The organism is Streptomyces sp. NPDC043996, from assembly GCF_056435225.1.
Window position 1 is genome coordinate 297,460 of sequence record NZ_JBWKEY010000011.1, and the last position, 14,678, is coordinate 312,137.

Genomic DNA, 14,678 nt, shown 5'->3' on the forward strand with positions numbered 1-14,678 from the left:
ATCAAGCGAGATGCGGCATCTCGTTCCTCACGACAGGAATGTAATGAACGTTCTACTCACCGGTGCCACCGGTTACATCGGCTCCGCCGTCACCGACCACCTCATCGCCGCTGGCCACCAGGTCGTCGCGGTCACCCGCGGCGCCGAGCCGCAGCCCGGCCGCGGCTGGCACGCTCAGCTGGTCGGCGACACCGCGGACCCGGCATCGCTGGCCGACGCGGTGACCCCCGAGATCGATGCCGTGCTCCACCTGGCTCCCCCGAGCGGCGACGAGGACGTCGACACCGCCGTCATCGAGGCGCTCGCCACTCCGCTGCGCGGTACCGGCCGTCCCCTCGTCTACACCAGCGGCGTCTGGGTCCTCGGCGCCACCGGCGACGCCCAGGAGGTCAGCGAGGAGGCCCCCACCAACCCGATCGGCATCGTCGGCTACCGCCCGCGGATCGAGCAGCGGGTCCTCGCCGAGGCCGCCGAGGGCGTGCGCGCGGTCGTCGTCCGGCCCGGCATCGTGTACGGCCGTGGCGGCGGCATCCCCGCCATCCTGGCCGACCGGGCCCGCCAGCAGGGAGTGCCCGAGTACTACGGCGAGGAGGGCGTGCGCTGGCCGACCGTCCACGTGGACGACCTGGCCGCGCTATTCGTGACCGCCGCCGAGCGGGCCGATGCAGGCACCACCTGGCACGGCGTCGGCGACGCGGCCGTCCCGGTCCGTGACCTCGCCCGGGCCGCGGGCCGCGCGGCCGGAGTGCTCGCCGCCCCGCAGGTGGTGCCGGTGGAGCAGGCCGCCGAGGTCTTCGGCGCGCTGTTCGCGGACGCGCTCGCTCTCGACCAGAGCGTCAGCGGCGCCGCGGCCCGCACCGCCCTCGGCTGGCGGCCGGAGCGGCCGAGCGCGGTGGCCGAGCTGACCTCGGGCTCGTACCGGCCGGTCGAGGTGTTCGGTGCCCCCGAAGGCCCGGAGACCGACGCCGAGGTGGCCGCGATCCGCCGTCTGGTCGCCGAGGTCGAGCACGCCCAGCAGAACGAGCTGGTCGACCGGTTCCTGAGTGTCTTCCGTCGGCAGGACCCGGTGTGGACCACCGGTCACGGCAAGCGCCTTTCGGGCTACGAGGAGATCGCGGCCTTCACCGGGAAGGTGCTGCCCGGCGCGACGGCCGAGTCCACCGCTGTCTATGACGTCGAGCGGGTGCTGTTCCTGCGGCCCGACGTCGCCGCGGTGAACGTCCGCCAGCAGCCGGTCAGCCCCGACGGCACCCGGATCGCCGACCGGCCCGAGGGCCGCCCGTTCTACGTCCTGGTCAAGGAGGACGGCACGTGGCGCGTCGGCGCCGCCCAGAACACCCTCGCGGTCGACTGACGACCAGCACGGCGCGCGACACAGGCATACGAACCCGAAGTACCAGGAAGGAAGTCCACCCCGTGACGACCCAGCAGATGACCGACGCCGAACTCGCCGGACAGCCCGCCGCCTACTGGACCGGTATGGCCTACGAGGCGCTCATCGCGTTCACCCGGGCCCGGCAGGAGGAGAAGGGCTACACCCAGCCCCAGTTCTGGCTGCTGCGCAACCTGTCGGCGAACGACCTCTCGCCCGACGGCGAGGGGATGACCCTGCCCGAGCTGCGCACGGCCATGGCCTCCTACATCAGGCCCGAGGACGACCTGGCGGTGGAGTCCGTGGCGCTCGTGGAGCGCGGCTGGCTGAGACGGGACGCGGCGGACCGGCTGTGGCTCACCGAGGAGGGGGAACAGGCCCGCGTCGACCTCGCGCGCAACGCCCCCGCGATCCGCGCCGCCCTCCACGAGGGCATCGACGACGCGGACTACGTCACCACGCTGAAGGTGCTCCAGCAGCTGATGCGCAACGCGGGCGGAACGATGCCCTGACACACCGACAAAGCCCGGATGCCCGGCCCCTCGGGGCCGGGCATCCGCGCGCTGGCTCTCACCACGTGACGGAGGCGAGGTGCCGCCTGCGGGCGATGGCCTGTGCTGATGCAGTGCGGGCGTGGCGGGCGATACCTCGACGCTGACATGACCCTCGTGACACTCGTCCGACGTATGTTTTTGATGGGGTGTCAGGTGTGCTGCTGGGCTGGTGAGGACACCTGAAGAGCGACGTTGGTGGGCGACGGGATCTTCTTGAAGTCGTCTTCCTGATGGAGCTGACCAGCGTTGATGCCCATGCACCCGTTCTTGACATGGGCAGATACGTCTTTCAGCGTCTTTCCAGGATAGTGCTGCGTTACGCGGTCGATTCTCCCCACGCGCTCCCCAGCACCGTCGAAACTCCCCAGATTCTCCCCAGGAAGTGCCGTCGCGGTGAGCTGACGGATGTGGCGTGGGAGCGGATGGCGCACCTGACGCTGCCTGAGCAGGGCCTGCCTTCGAAGCTCGCTGTTAGAAGTCGACGTCTTTCCTATGACGCATCATGCGGAGTGTGTGGCGATCCTGGAGCCCGCCGAAAACGGGGGTCACGAGATCGACATCCCGTCGACGGACAGCACCTGACCGGCCATGTAGTCGGCGTCCAGCAGCAGTTCGATGCCGCGGGCCACCTCGTCGGGCGTGCCTCTTGGGGGAAGGACCCAACGGACTCAACGTGCAGACCAGGGACAGCACACGCATGTCGTACTCGTTCTGTCCCCTGAGGACTCGGTGTTGTGGATTCCACGCCTTCCACACGCCGCCCCCCCGCTCGGCGAACATGCCGCGCCGCGCCACCCACGCGCAAGGTTGTCCCGGGATTGAACCCGGACGAGTCGCGGGATCAAAGAGGACGAGACCCGCGTGACCTCGTCTGCCGCTTCGAAGGGCGTGCGCGCGGGCTGACGTTGGGTCGTGAGTCCGGCCGGGTGTCGCGCGGGAGAACCAGACGGGAGAACCAGAGCGGTGTCCCGTAGGGCCGGGCGGTGACCTGCACGTTTCATGCCGTGATCTCTTCGCAGCGACGCCTGCCGTACTTGACTGACCTGTCCGATGCTGTGGAACCGCCCACTCGATGCGACAGCCGGGCCCTCGCCCTGCCCGCATGGGCGCCAGCAATCCGAAACAGCCCGCCGGCAAGAGGGACGAGCCGTCCCGAAAGATCGAGGCCAGGGGGTGAGGATTCGGGCCTGTCAGCTCCCGCCCTTCAGTGCCCGCATGTGCACCGAGTCGATCGCACACCGCGACCAGTCCAGCTCACGGTGGGAGCCGAGATGATCTCGGATCAGTTGGTGCAGCTTGGTCCACACCCGGGCCCTGGACCACTCGGTGAAACGGCGGTGCGCGGTCGGTCCGGACGGCCCGAACACAGGTGGCAACTGCCGCCAGGCGCACCCGGTGGTGGCCACGAAGATGATCGCGGCGAGTACCTCCCGGTCGCCGTACCGCCGTCGGCCACCGCCTTGCGGCCGCGTCGGTGCCGACGGCACTACCCGTATGAACAATTCCCATAACTCGTCCGGCACCAGCCGTTCCACCACTTCCATGTCCCCCCCCCCAGCGAAGCGACGATCACATCGAACGAGACCAACTCGAGCAGTAGACTGGGCCCGTGGTGGTGGTGGCGTTCGGTCAGCGACGTCTCCGTGCTCATTCCCAGCGGAAGAGTGCGGAAGCCACAGCGACGCCGAGCACAGTCGTGACTCCGAGGCTGGCCCAGTTCTCCCAAGCTACGGTCTCGCCCACCCGTGTGGACTGGAAGGCTTCGACGGCAGCACCGAAGGGGAGCCAGGAGCCGATTTCGGCCAGCCGCTCGGGCAGGTTCTCCATGGGGCCGAACATGCCGCCGAGTGCAGCCATACCGAAGAAGCCGACCAAGCCAAGGGCGACCGCCGCGTTGGGTGTGGGAGCCACTGATGCCACGATCATGCCCACGGAGTACATCGCCAGACACAGGGCGAGCAGGACCAACACAGCCACCAGCACATCACTGGGCAGGCCGGCGTTGAAGAACTGGATGGCGATCCCGACAGCGATGGCGATGCCGAAGAGCATCTGGAGGAAAGTGACCACCATCTGAGCCACCAGCACCATCGCGGGAGATGCCGGGGTGACGGCCAGTCGGCGGAGTACTTTGGTCTTGCGATAGGTGGCCAGGTAGCCGGGGAAGTTCATCACCGCGATCATGGTCACCACCAGGGACAGGACCACTGGCACCGCGTGAAAGTCCAGAACGGTGACACCGGGCCGGACCTCTTCGTCGGGGTTTTTGAGCGAGAGGCCATTCATCACCAGGAGCAGCACAGGAACAGCTAGTGGAATGATGACGTTCGCGGGGTCCCGGGTGGTCATCCTTGCCTCGGCCTGGATCATCCGAAGCCATGCTCGGATCCCTGGCCGAATGGCGTGGACAGGAGGTGTCGTCGTGGTGGTGGTCATCGGTATTCTTCCTCCTCGTCCAGAAGCGCTTTGCCGGTCAGACGCACGAAGGCATCTTCCAGGGTGGCGGCCGAAGCCTGTGCTTTGAGTTCCGCCGGGCTGCCCCGAGCGATGATGCGGCCGGCGTCGATAATCAACACCCGGTCACAGAGCTGTTCCACCTCGTCCATGGCGTGGCTGATCAGGATCACCGTCTGATCCTTCAACGACTCGATGGTCGCCCACACCCGGCGTCGCGCCTTCGGGTCCAGCCCGGTGGTGAGCTCATCGAGGATGACCACCTGAGGTTGACCGACCAGCGCCAGGGCGATGGAGAGCCGCTGCTTCTGTCCCCCGGAAAGCCTGCTGAATCTGGTCTTGGCCTTGTCCTGCAGCTCCACCATGGCGAGGGCCCGGTCGGCAGCCAGGGGGTTGGGGTAAAAGCTGCGGTAGAGATCCACCAGCTCACGAGTGGTCAGGGCATCATGCAGGTTGGCCTCCTGCAGTTGGACGCCGAGCACCTGACGCACTTCGGCCCCGTCGCTGAAGGGATCCAGGCCTAGAATCCGCACACTGCCTTTCGTGGGCCGGCGCAGCCCGGCGATCATCTCCACGGTCGTGGTCTTGCCGGCCCCGTTGGTTCCCAGCACACCGAAGGTCTCCCCTACAGGCACTTGCAGGCTGATGTCGTCGACTACTGTCCTGTTCTTGTACCGTTTGACCAGATGTTGTGCGTCGATGGCCAGAGGCCTGGTCTCGCTGCTCATGCTGACCAGTCTTGTGCGCCTGGTCTGCCGCAGGCAGGTGCCGACGGTCATGACCTCGAGCATGACTTTCGGCACCTGTGGGCCGTCCCCGGACTCAGGTAGGCTCGATCGCTATGAGTCACACTCCGGTCAATGTGGTTGTCGGCCACAAGGACGGACGCCGCGCCGACGACTTCGCTCGGCACGCGATTGTGGGGCTCAGTCTGGTCATTGGCGTTCTCACCCTGGCCATGGATGAACTCGCGATACCGGCCTGGATATGGTCCACCATTCTGGCGGCGTGGTTCGTCGCCACGAACCTGTCGGTCAGCCGATTGCCCGGCCGCACCGGCCAGTTGCTGTGCTACGGGTGTGCTGTGCTCACCTCCTGGGTGCTGCTGATGACCGTGTCGTCCAGCGGCAGCATGGTCGTGACGTTGCTGATCGTGATCGCCGCGATGGGCACCTATCTGGTTCCGATGGGGTGGGTTCTCTGTGTGGTGTCGCTGAACTGCCTGGTGACCTCTGCGTATGTGTGGTCCGTCGGCGCGGATCTCATCAAGACGATCGCGTCTGTGGTCTTCTATCTCATAGTTCATCTGGCCGTGGTCTCCACCGCCTATGCGATGTCGCGAGAAGCCCTGCTCCGGGCCGAAATGGAGCAGAAGAATCTGGAACTGGAAGCGGCAGGAGTGCTGCTGGAAGAGTCCGCTGCCGCCTCCGAGCGACTGCGCATCTCCCGGGAGCTCCACGATTCGCTCGGCCACCAGCTCACTGTGCTCAGCCTGGAACTGACGGCTGCCCAGCACCGCCTGGAGAAGGAGCCCGCCCAGCACGGCGAAGGTCTTGCCGTGCTGGAACATCTCCGGCGCGCCGGGGGCATGGCCAAGGACGTGCTCGCCGATCTGCGCAGCTCGGTCGGGGAGCTGCGGGTGCCCAGCCAGGCCGACCTGCAGCAGGACTTGGAACGGCTGGCCCGCGCTGTGCCCAGCCTGGAGATACACGTAGAGGTTGACGCCGAGGTGGAAGCCGACGAAGAGAAATCAGCAGTCCTGGTACGAGTGGCTCAAGAGATCATCACCAATACCATCAAGCATGCCAGGGCCGCTGAATTGGCACTCACGGTGCAACTGGAGGACGGCACGCTGACCCTGAGAGGCGTCAATGACGGTACGACGCCACGTAGCATCACCATGGGAAACGGTCTTACCGGGCTGAAAGAGCGCCTGAAGCCGCTCGGCGGACACCTGACCATCCGCAACACACCACAGTTCACTGTGGAGGCCCGGCTGCCGACGACACATGATCGGCGACCGCGGAAGTGACAGTCACCGATCCGCGCGTACTGGTGGTCGATGACCAGACCCTGGTCCGCCAAGGCATCCGCACCCTGCTTGAACTTGCCGGCATCGCAGTGATCGGTGAGGCATGCGACGGTGCCGAGGCACTTCAGGCATGCACTGCCCACAGCCCGGACGTCGTCCTGCTCGACCTCCGGATGCCGGTCTATGACGGGCTCTGGTTTCTCAAGAAGCAGTACGAGCAGGGGATCGAGATCCCTGTTCTGGTGCTGACCACCTTCGACGACGACGCCCTGGTTCTCGACGCCATGCGCGCCGGGGCCAAGGGTTACCTTCTCAAGGACGTCACGGTCGACCAGCTTTCCCGGGCCGTAGAGTCGCTGGCCTCCGGCGGTACTTTCATCGGCCCCTCCATCACCGATCGGCTGGTGCGGTTCATCCGGTCCGGAGCACAGCCCAGCGGCGCCGCCGGGGTCGTCGTCGAAGACCTCACAGACCGTGAGATCGAGGTATTGCGGCTAGTGGCAGAAGGCTACTCCAACAGCCAGATCGCCGAACTGGTGCGCTTGGCCGAGGGCACGGTGAAGAACTACATCTCCTCCATCCTGGTGAAGCTCGGAGCCCGTGACCGCACCAACGCCGTACTGCGAGCCATTCGCGAAGGAATGCTTGGTTAGGGCCCTTCTGGTGGATCTCCGTGGCGTCGCGTCGCCCGGCACGCCCTCTCGCCGCACCGGACGAAAGCCCAAGTAGCTCCTTCCCCAAGCTCTCGGCTCCGCTCGAGCAGGGGAGGCCCCATTCGAGGACTTCCGTCCGGCACGCCGAGAGCACGCACCGAACGCCGCTCCTTCTCCCACGGAGATCCACCAGAAGGGCCCTAGGGATGCGATGCCTGCCCGGCAGGGGTGAACACTGCTTCATCAGGCGCCTCTGCGTCTCGCCGCCCTGCGGAATCGGACAGCCTCCCCACGTTCACTACTGACCTGCAAGGAACCAAGGCGCAGTCAGGGACGTCTGAACTCGAACATGCTGACGTCCAGGTGCAGGATTCCGTGCTCATCGGCGGCCTCCCTGACCGCGGGAGCCGAGCTGATGAGAGCAGCCGGTATCTGGACCGGCTCGGTACGCAGCTTCCGGCCGACGAAGCCAGCCTCGACGGCGATGCGCTCCAGCTCGGGTGCGTCGCCCACTGCCTCGTTCGCACCCATGTAGATCCTGCCCTCTTGGGCCAGGAACTTTCCCACGTCCCGGAAGAACCGGCGGTGCATCGTGAATCCCGGGTCGAGCGCTGCGGCTTCGGCCCCCGTGCTGTGCTCCCGCCCGATCGGCGTCTTGATCTGCGGTGGATTCGAGAAGATCATGTCGAACTTCGCACTGCCGTTGAGAGCGTCGAACACGTCACTGGTGTGCGCCGTCACGAGGTCGGCCACGCCGTGCCGCTGGGCGTTGAGCAGGGTGTTCTCAGCCGCGCGGGGATTGATGTCCAGGCCCACCACCGATGCGCAGTTGTGCTTTGCGGCAACGACACAGGTCATGCCCGCACCACAGCCCACCTCAAGGAACCGGCTGCCCGCGGTGAACGGCAACCACGTGGTGAACAGTCGGGTCACAGGATCCGGCGGCCATACCTCGGGCAGTACCTCCCAATGCTTTCCGAGCAGATACGTGGTGGATCGCTTCTTCGGCCGCGAGTCCATCTCCGACAGCAACCAAGCGCCGATCTCCTCGGCGAGTGTCTTCTCCACTGCAATCTCCTTCTTTCTGCCGTCACCGGTCCAGCGTTGACAACCGAACGTCAGCCCCTTCGGACGAGGGCACGAACGCTGATCAGGAGCCCCAGCGCACACCACGCGGCCACGACGAACGCGTCCTGCCATCCCGTACTGAAGGTGTCCGACAACAGACCCGCGCGGATCATGTCGCCGGCCGACTGGATCGGGAGTACCTCATGGACTGACTGGAGCCACGAGGGGAACCGGCTCTCTGGAGATATGACCGGCGAGAACAGCAGCACGAAGAACACCAGCACCTGGGAGAGAAGTTGGGCTGGCATCGGGCGCAGCATCACACCCATCGCGTAACCCATGGAAATCGCCATCAACGCGGCCAGAACCGATCCCCCCACCAGAAGGGGCCAGTTGAATGAAAAGGCGAAGTCATACCGCACCAGCGACACGATCACGGCGACAGCAACACCAGGCAGCGCCATGACCAGCCATACGATCAGGTCGTTCAACATGAGGATGCTGCGAGGCACCGGAAGCGCGCGCTGGTACATGAAAGCCCCATTCATGCGCGACTGCGATGTGCCCTGAGGCACCATGACCAGTCCGATAGCCATGATCAGCACCGTTGGCGCACCCGAGGACAAGTACTGCGCGGCGGCGGAGTCAAGGTTCGGGATAAGGAGACCGAAGCCGATGATGACACCGGCGGCGAGGACTGCCTGCGCTACGACGAACAGCGGAAGCATCGCCCCGGTCCCGCTCAGCGTCCAACGCAAAATGGTCACATTGATCGCTCCGAAGCTGATTTGCGCCGGGATCTCAACAGCTACTCGCTCACCGGACGCGGCAACCGTCTGCTCAGACATGGGCGGGCTCCTCCGTGACGGCTTCGGCTGCGCTTGTGATGGCCAGATACGCGTCCTCGAGAGTGACGGGGGACAAGGCATACCCCTCAATGCGCTGATGCGCGCGGAGTGTGGTCGCCCAGGCAACTGCGACTTCGGCATCGGCAGCATTGTGGGTGAGCAGTACTCGCCGTCCGGCACGTACTCGACGCGTGATGGGAATCGGAATGCCATCGCCGGACTCGGAAGGGTCTGATCCGTTCGGGGGCAATGACAACTCCAGCCTCAGGAATTCGTCGCTCGCTCCGCGAAGTTGACTCGGCGAGCCGGCAGCGGCGACCTTCCCGTGGTTCAGCACGACGAGTTCGTCCACCACGCGCTCTGCTTCGACCACGTTATGGGTGACGAGCAGCACTCCGGCCCCTTGGTCCGCGAGTCGGCGCACCGTGTCCCACAAGCGTCGCCGTCGACCGGCATCAACATCGTTGGTCGGCTCATCGAGGACGTACAGCGGCACAGGCCCGACAGCCGCCATGGCGAATGCCGTCAACCGCCGGACGCCACTGGATATACCCCCGCCGTTGGGCATGGCCCGCCGGCCAAGCCATTCATTGATGTCCAGCTCGGTGGCCAGTGCCAGCGTCGCCGACTTGGCTTCGGCGCGGGAAAGTCCGCGTAACCGAGCGACAAGCTCGATCGCCGTGGCCGGACTTATCCCGTCGAGCGGTGCCTGACTCTGGGGCTGAAGTGCCACCGCGCGGCGCGCCGTTCCCGGGTTGGCGACGGCATCCACTCCCGCCACCCGGATCGATCCGCTGTCGGGTTTGAGCAGTCCGACGATCTGCGAGACCAGGGTGGACTTCCCGGCTCCGTTGTGGCCGAGCAACCCGACCACTTCGCCGGCCCGGACGCGAAGCCCCACGTCGTCGTTGGCGACGACATCGCCGAACCGTTTCGTGACGCCCCCGACTTCAAGTACTACATCACTCATCGCGATCCTCACGTTCTCATTTTGCACGCGTGGCTCGATGGCACTTCCACATCGAGTGGGAGCCTTGGATTCTCATCAGCAGACCGAAAGAAGCTCGTCAAGCGGTACCGTCTCAATCGCCAGTGCGGTGTCATCCTCGCAGCATTCCGCGACGTAGTAGTCGTCGCCGTGAACCGCCTGCGTCAGAAATGGGGGCTCTTTACCGGAATGGTCGAGACCCTGCGGATGCACGTCATCCACGGACACATTGAACGAGTCCAAGCGTATACGCAGACCGTGGCTGACGTACTTTATGCAAGCCTCTTTCAGCGTCCAGATCCGAGTGAAGCGGCGCGGACGCTCCTCTTCTGCACCATTCCAGACGTAGGCATACTCGGATGACGCGAACCTGTGGGCGATTCCAACCGGACGCTCATCCACTCGCTCGATATCGACCCCGACAGAATTCGCGCTCGTTGCGCATACCACCCACCCGTCCGCATGTGACAGGTTGAAATGAACGCCCAGGTGATCGGGGAGGAACGGCTTGCCGTGTGCGCCCTTCGCTTCGTGGAGTTCGCGCACCGGCACACCGTGCCGCTTGTTCACCGCGTACCGCAACAGCACGCCAGCGGCCAGGCATCGCTTGCGGTCGTCGAGGAACCAGTACTTCGCCGCGCGAGCGCGTCGCTCTGCCGACACCGCCGTCTCGAACCGCTCGAGGTCCTGGTCCCGCAGGCCGCCGATGTCAAACGCAAGGACGTCAGGCACCCGTCACCGTATCTCTGGCAGGGCCGCGGTTTCACGCCCGCGCTCCGCCGCCCCCTCGCCGCCCGGAGACAAGGACACGACCTTGGATTCCATCAGCGACGCCATCGCACTCCGGTGTTCATCAAGGAAGAAGTGCCCGCCGTCGAACTCCGTGACCTCCAGGGGGTGATCTGTGTAGCGCTGCCACATATCGGTGGTTGCCGTATCGCTGCGGCCCATCATGAGCACTACCGGGCAGCGCAGCTTGTCGAACGTCGTATCCTGATACCCACCCATCAACCGCAGGTCGGCTTCGATGATCGGTGCGATGTACTTCATGAAGTCCGAGTCCCGCAGGTACTCCTTCGATACTCCGCCGTAGCGCCAGAGGACATCGCTGAAGCCCTCGCTCGTATCAAGCTCCGCTACGTGCGCAAATCGTGCCCTGGAAGGCGCTGACGCGCCGGAACTGAAGAACGCCAACGGTGGATTGTTCAACCGGTCCTGACACAACCGAGCGACCTCATAGCCGATGGTGCTGCCCATGCTGTGCCCCCAGATCGCATACGTCCGGCGGAATGCATCGGCAAATTCTGCAAATATGTTCTCGGCCAGTTCCGCAACCGTGGGAGGCATGGGGATTCGCATTTTCTGCTCCCGGAGCGGATACTGGGCAACATTCAAATCGATGACGCCGGTGAACGCAGGGCGCCACTTGCTGTAGTAGAGCTTGCCGGCACCGGCGTGCGGGAAGCACAGCATCGGAATCTTTTCCATTTCACTTACCGCCATCCCTCTGTCCATGACCTTTTACATCCTCAGTATCCACTGGGTTCCAGTCCGGGGCGGATCTTTTCTTCTTCGTCAGAAATTCGATGTGGGCTCCCAGTGAGGAGATCGAGTTGTGCTCGAAGTAGAGTCGTATCGGAAGACTGTGTCCCAATGTTTTGCGCAGCCGGTTGTTGATGGCCAGGAGATTCAGGGAAGTGATTCCGAGATCGAAGAAATCCTGGTGGACGTCGACCTTTGAGCTGGAAAGGACATCGGCCACGATGTCGTGCAGCCGCTGCTCGGCCCACGACGAATCACGGGATCCGGGTGCTTCCTGTTCGGTGTCGGGCTCGAGACGCAGATCTTTCAAGCGGTGACGGTCTACTTTTCCGCTCTTGTTGAGCGGTAGGCGGTCGATCGGAACCAGGACGGGGGGAATCATGTAGCCGGCCAGCGCGTGTGTCAGCTCCTGCCGAATCCTCTCGGAGGATACGGGCCGGGCGGCAACGTAGTATCCGTGGAGCCGCTTCTCACCGCCGTTGTCCACGGCAATAACGACGCCGTCCTCGATTGTGTCGAGGGACTGCAGAACGCTCTCGATCTCGCCCAGCTCGACCCGGAACCCGTTGATCTTCACCTGGTCGTCCACACGGCCGAGATAATCGAATGCCCCGTCCGGCAACATCCGGGCGAGGTCGCCGGTGCGGTAAATCCGCTCGCCGGGCAGCGCCGCCGAGGTGATGAACCGGGCATCGTTCAAGTCGGCACGGTTGTGATAGCCGGCGGACACCCCTTCTCCCCCCACGCACAACTCACCGACCGCACCGCGAGGAAGCAGGTTGAGGCCGGAGTCGAGGACGTACGCTGTCGAGTGAGCCAAGGCGCGTCCAATGGGGATGCGACTCCCCAGCAGGTCGTCCTGGACGATCGCGTGAGTCGTGGAGAAGACAGTGTTCTCGGTGGGCCCGTACCCGTTGGTGATCCGCAGATCTGGACACGCCCGGCGAGCCTTCGCAATGTGCGGAACAGACAGCGCACTCCCGCCCATCAACAGGTGATCCAGCGACGCGAAGGTCGTAGGATCGTGGTCACACAGTTGGTTGAACAGCGGCGATGTGAGCCACATGCTTCGCACCTGGTGCCTTTTGAGCAGCTCGCGCAGCCGGTCGCCGTCGAGAATGTCGAGCTCGTCAGGGAGAACCAGCTTCGCGCCGGCCAGTAGTGATCCCCACACCTCGAACGTACAGGCGTCGAATGCGGGCGAGCTGCTCTGCAGCATGACCTGCTCGTGGTCGAAGTCGAAGTACGTCTGGTCGGAGACCAGGCGCACGATGTTGCGGTGTGTGATCACGCAGCCCTTGGGGTTGCCAGCGGATCCCGACGTGTACATCAGGTAGGCGGCATCTGCCTCGTGACACCACTGGAAAGCGGGAACTTCCCCGGCGGGTTCGTCAACCAGGACCGACTTCACAGGCCCCGGGACTTGTTCAACGAAGTCCGTCACCGTGCACACCAATGGAACGCCCGCGTCGGACAGGATGTACTCGACGCGAGACGTGGCGTCCTTCGTGTCGATCGGCACGTAATGGCCACCGATCTTCAGGATGCCGAGCATCGCCGCAATCATGTGCGGTCGGCGGTCCGCAAGGAGACCGATACCCTGCCCGGCGCCCATTCCGAGCTCGCTGAGTTGCCATGCCACGGCATCGGACCAGCGATCGAGCGTGCGGTATGTGTACTCCTTGTCGTGCCACACGAGGGCGGTCTTGTCCCCGCGCCTCTCGACGACATGCTTGAACACGGAGATCAGCGATGAGTCGAGTGGTATCGACGGCGGAGAAAGTGCTGGGTCAGCCGGAACGGATCGACCGGCATGATCCGCAATCGCGATTTCCCGCACGGGAACGGTCGGATTGACGATGCCCGACGACAGCACGCGCACAAGACTGCGCTCCAGCGTCTTCATGAACGTGGACGAGTAGCGGTTGGCGTTGTAAGTGAAGGTGACCGCGAAATCGTGACCAGGGTTGACCGTGATCGCGAGGTCATAGCTGGTCCGTTCGATGACATCAACGCCCTCGAACTGCAGGCCATCTGCCAGGTCACTGCCGAACGTCTGCATCTGGTCCGAGAGGGGATAATTCTCGAACGCGATGAAGTGATCCAGCAGATCACTCTTCAGCCGGCTCAGCCGCTGTGTTTCGTAGAGCGGAAAGTACTCGTAAGGGTTGGCTCGGCGGTAGGAGTCGTATACGGCTCGACACAAGCCGATGAAGTCTTGATTCGCCTGAGTCGTTACCCGCAACGGCTGAGTGTTCACGAACAGGCCGAGCATGTCCTCGATACCGTGGAGGTCGATGCTGCGGCCTGACACGACGGTGCCGAACACAACGTCTTCGGAGTACGTGAACTTCTGCAGTACGACACCCCAGGCTGCCTGGAATACGGCGCTTTGCGTCAGGTGGGCCTGCTGGGCGAACCGCTTGAGGCCTTCGCGGAGTTCATCGGTCAGAGTGAATCGATGGTTGACCCCCCGGTATCCGTCGGGCTGCTGACCAGGGTGCGGTTGATCCGGGATCAGCGATGCCGTCCGTTCGTAGCCTTCGAGCATGTCCGCCCAGTACTGCTGCGCGTCGTCGCTGCGCTGCGATTCGTACCACGTGATGTAGTCGCTGTACGGGCGTGCTTCGTACCGCTGCTCAAACTCGCCCGTGCGAATCAGCTCGGCGTAATAACGGAACAGAGTGCCGAAAAGCGGACCCAGCGACCAGCCGTCCAAGATGATGTGGTGGAACGTAAAGATCAGGTGCCAGCTTTCCTCGCCGGTCCTGAGCAACGTTGCCCGGAGCAGAACATCCTTGGTCAGATCGAATCCGCGGGTGCGGTCGGCCCTCTTGAACGCCGCGATCGACGGTCCGCTGTCAGGCAGCTTGCTGTAGTCGATGACCTCGAGGGTGGGCGCCCACTCCTTGAGAACGATCTGGTACGGGTCGTCGGTGTTCTGAAAGGAGAAGACCGTTCGCAGCACGCTGTAGTGCTGAGACAGCGCACCCAGCGCGGTGCTCAGACAATCGACGTCCAGCGGGCCACTGCCGGTGAAGTCGAACTGCTCCACGTAGGCATCTGTCTTCGTGTCCACGGCATAGCTGAAGAACATGCTCTTCTGCATTGCCGCCAGGCCCGAAATGGACTGAATGTTCTCTTTTTCAATCATGAATCAAGCTCCC

Annotated in this window: 13 protein-coding genes and 1 pseudogene; 4 read left to right on the plus strand and 10 right to left on the minus strand. The window is 64.3% G+C overall.

Annotated features, from left to right (window positions below; genetic code table 11):
* Positions 1–43: 43 nt before the first annotated feature.
* Both AC07A4_RS28185 and AC07A4_RS28190 read left to right on the plus strand, forming a co-directional pair.
* On the plus strand, positions 44–1,354 hold the full coding sequence (locus AC07A4_RS28185) for an SgcJ/EcaC family oxidoreductase (RefSeq protein ID WP_478603613.1): 1,311 nt from the start codon (positions 44–46) through the stop codon (positions 1,352–1,354).
* A 62-nt stretch (positions 1,355–1,416) separates the two neighbouring features.
* Positions 1,417–1,884, plus strand: coding sequence for a MarR family transcriptional regulator (locus AC07A4_RS28190; protein WP_478603615.1), 468 nt, complete (start codon positions 1,417–1,419; stop codon positions 1,882–1,884).
* A gap of 191 nt (positions 1,885–2,075) precedes the next feature.
* Here the strand turns inward: AC07A4_RS28190 and AC07A4_RS28195 are convergent, their stop codons facing one another.
* The 4 genes and pseudogenes from AC07A4_RS28195 to AC07A4_RS28210 all read right to left on the minus strand — a co-directional run bounded on the left by AC07A4_RS28195 (position 2,076) and on the right by AC07A4_RS28210 (position 5,159).
* Positions 2,076–2,357 (minus strand): hypothetical protein, encoded by a 282-nt coding sequence (locus AC07A4_RS28195; RefSeq protein WP_478603618.1) that lies wholly within the window; start codon positions 2,355–2,357, stop codon positions 2,076–2,078.
* A 745-nt stretch (positions 2,358–3,102) separates the two neighbouring features.
* Positions 3,103–3,470 (minus strand): annotated as a pseudogene (locus AC07A4_RS28200) (transposase); the annotation flags it as partial.
* 103 nt (positions 3,471–3,573) lie between these two features.
* Positions 3,574–4,362, minus strand: coding sequence for an ABC transporter permease (locus tag AC07A4_RS28205; RefSeq protein WP_478603620.1), 789 nt, complete (start codon positions 4,360–4,362; stop codon positions 3,574–3,576).
* On the minus strand, positions 4,359–5,159 hold the full coding sequence (locus AC07A4_RS28210; RefSeq protein WP_478603622.1) for an ABC transporter ATP-binding protein: 801 nt from the start codon (positions 5,157–5,159) through the stop codon (positions 4,359–4,361). The genes AC07A4_RS28205 and AC07A4_RS28210 overlap by 4 nt, the downstream gene beginning before the upstream one ends.
* A 62-nt stretch (positions 5,160–5,221) precedes the next feature.
* Here AC07A4_RS28210 and AC07A4_RS28215 point away from each other — a divergent pair, with 62 nt between their 5' ends.
* Together AC07A4_RS28215 and AC07A4_RS28220 are read left to right on the plus strand one after the other, a co-directional pair.
* Positions 5,222–6,412, plus strand: a complete 1,191-nt coding sequence (locus AC07A4_RS28215; protein WP_478603625.1) for a sensor histidine kinase — start codon at positions 5,222–5,224, stop codon at positions 6,410–6,412.
* On the plus strand, positions 6,409–7,065 hold the full coding sequence (locus AC07A4_RS28220; RefSeq protein ID WP_478603628.1) for a response regulator: 657 nt from the start codon (positions 6,409–6,411) through the stop codon (positions 7,063–7,065). The genes AC07A4_RS28215 and AC07A4_RS28220 overlap by 4 nt, the downstream gene beginning before the upstream one ends.
* A gap of 327 nt (positions 7,066–7,392) precedes the next feature.
* On the opposite strand, the gene AC07A4_RS28225 is transcribed toward AC07A4_RS28220, so the two are convergent.
* From AC07A4_RS28225 to AC07A4_RS28250, 6 genes are all read right to left on the minus strand, one after another.
* A complete protein-coding gene (locus tag AC07A4_RS28225; RefSeq protein ID WP_478603631.1) occupies positions 7,393–8,133 on the minus strand; it encodes a methyltransferase in 741 nt (246 codons plus the stop codon).
* A 50-nt stretch (positions 8,134–8,183) separates the two neighbouring features.
* Complete coding sequence (locus AC07A4_RS28230) at positions 8,184–8,981, minus strand: ABC transporter permease (RefSeq protein WP_478603633.1); 798 nt, start codon at positions 8,979–8,981, stop codon at positions 8,184–8,186.
* Positions 8,974–9,963 carry an ABC transporter ATP-binding protein gene (locus tag AC07A4_RS28235; RefSeq protein ID WP_478603635.1) on the minus strand — a complete coding sequence of 330 codons (990 nt, stop codon included), beginning with the start codon at positions 9,961–9,963 and terminating at the stop codon, positions 8,974–8,976. Before AC07A4_RS28235 ends, AC07A4_RS28230 begins: the two co-directional genes overlap by 8 nt.
* Positions 9,964–10,026: 63 nt before the next feature.
* The gene (locus AC07A4_RS28240) at positions 10,027–10,701 is read right to left on the minus strand and encodes a 4'-phosphopantetheinyl transferase family protein (RefSeq protein WP_478603636.1); all 675 of its coding nucleotides are present in this window, start codon (positions 10,699–10,701) and stop codon (positions 10,027–10,029) included.
* A 3-nt stretch (positions 10,702–10,704) separates the two neighbouring features.
* Complete coding sequence (locus AC07A4_RS28245) at positions 10,705–11,484, minus strand: thioesterase II family protein (protein ID WP_478603638.1); 780 nt, start codon at positions 11,482–11,484, stop codon at positions 10,705–10,707.
* Positions 11,459–14,665 carry a non-ribosomal peptide synthetase gene (locus tag AC07A4_RS28250; RefSeq protein WP_478603640.1) on the minus strand — a complete coding sequence of 1,069 codons (3,207 nt, stop codon included), beginning with the start codon at positions 14,663–14,665 and terminating at the stop codon, positions 11,459–11,461. The genes AC07A4_RS28245 and AC07A4_RS28250 overlap by 26 nt, the downstream gene beginning before the upstream one ends.
* Positions 14,666–14,678: the final 13 nt, after the last annotated feature.

Bases quoted from the DNA above. Each gene is read 5' to 3' on its own strand.
- AC07A4_RS28215 (WP_478603625.1), top strand. From the start codon at position 5,222: ATGAGTCACACTCCGGTCAATGTGGTTGTCGGCCACAAGGACGGACGC.
- AC07A4_RS28185 (WP_478603613.1), top strand. From the start codon at position 44: ATGAACGTTCTACTCACCGGTGCCACCGGTTACATCGGCTCCGCCGTC.
- AC07A4_RS28210 (WP_478603622.1), bottom strand. From the start codon at position 5,159: ATGACCGTCGGCACCTGCCTGCGGCAGACCAGGCGCACAAGACTGGTC.
- AC07A4_RS28205 (WP_478603620.1), bottom strand. From the start codon at position 4,362: ATGACCACCACCACGACGACACCTCCTGTCCACGCCATTCGGCCAGGG.
- AC07A4_RS28245 (WP_478603638.1), bottom strand. From the start codon at position 11,484: ATGGACAGAGGGATGGCGGTAAGTGAAATGGAAAAGATTCCGATGCTG.
- AC07A4_RS28230 (WP_478603633.1), bottom strand. From the start codon at position 8,981: ATGTCTGAGCAGACGGTTGCCGCGTCCGGTGAGCGAGTAGCTGTTGAG.
- AC07A4_RS28250 (WP_478603640.1), bottom strand. From the start codon at position 14,665: ATGATTGAAAAAGAGAACATTCAGTCCATTTCGGGCCTGGCGGCAATG.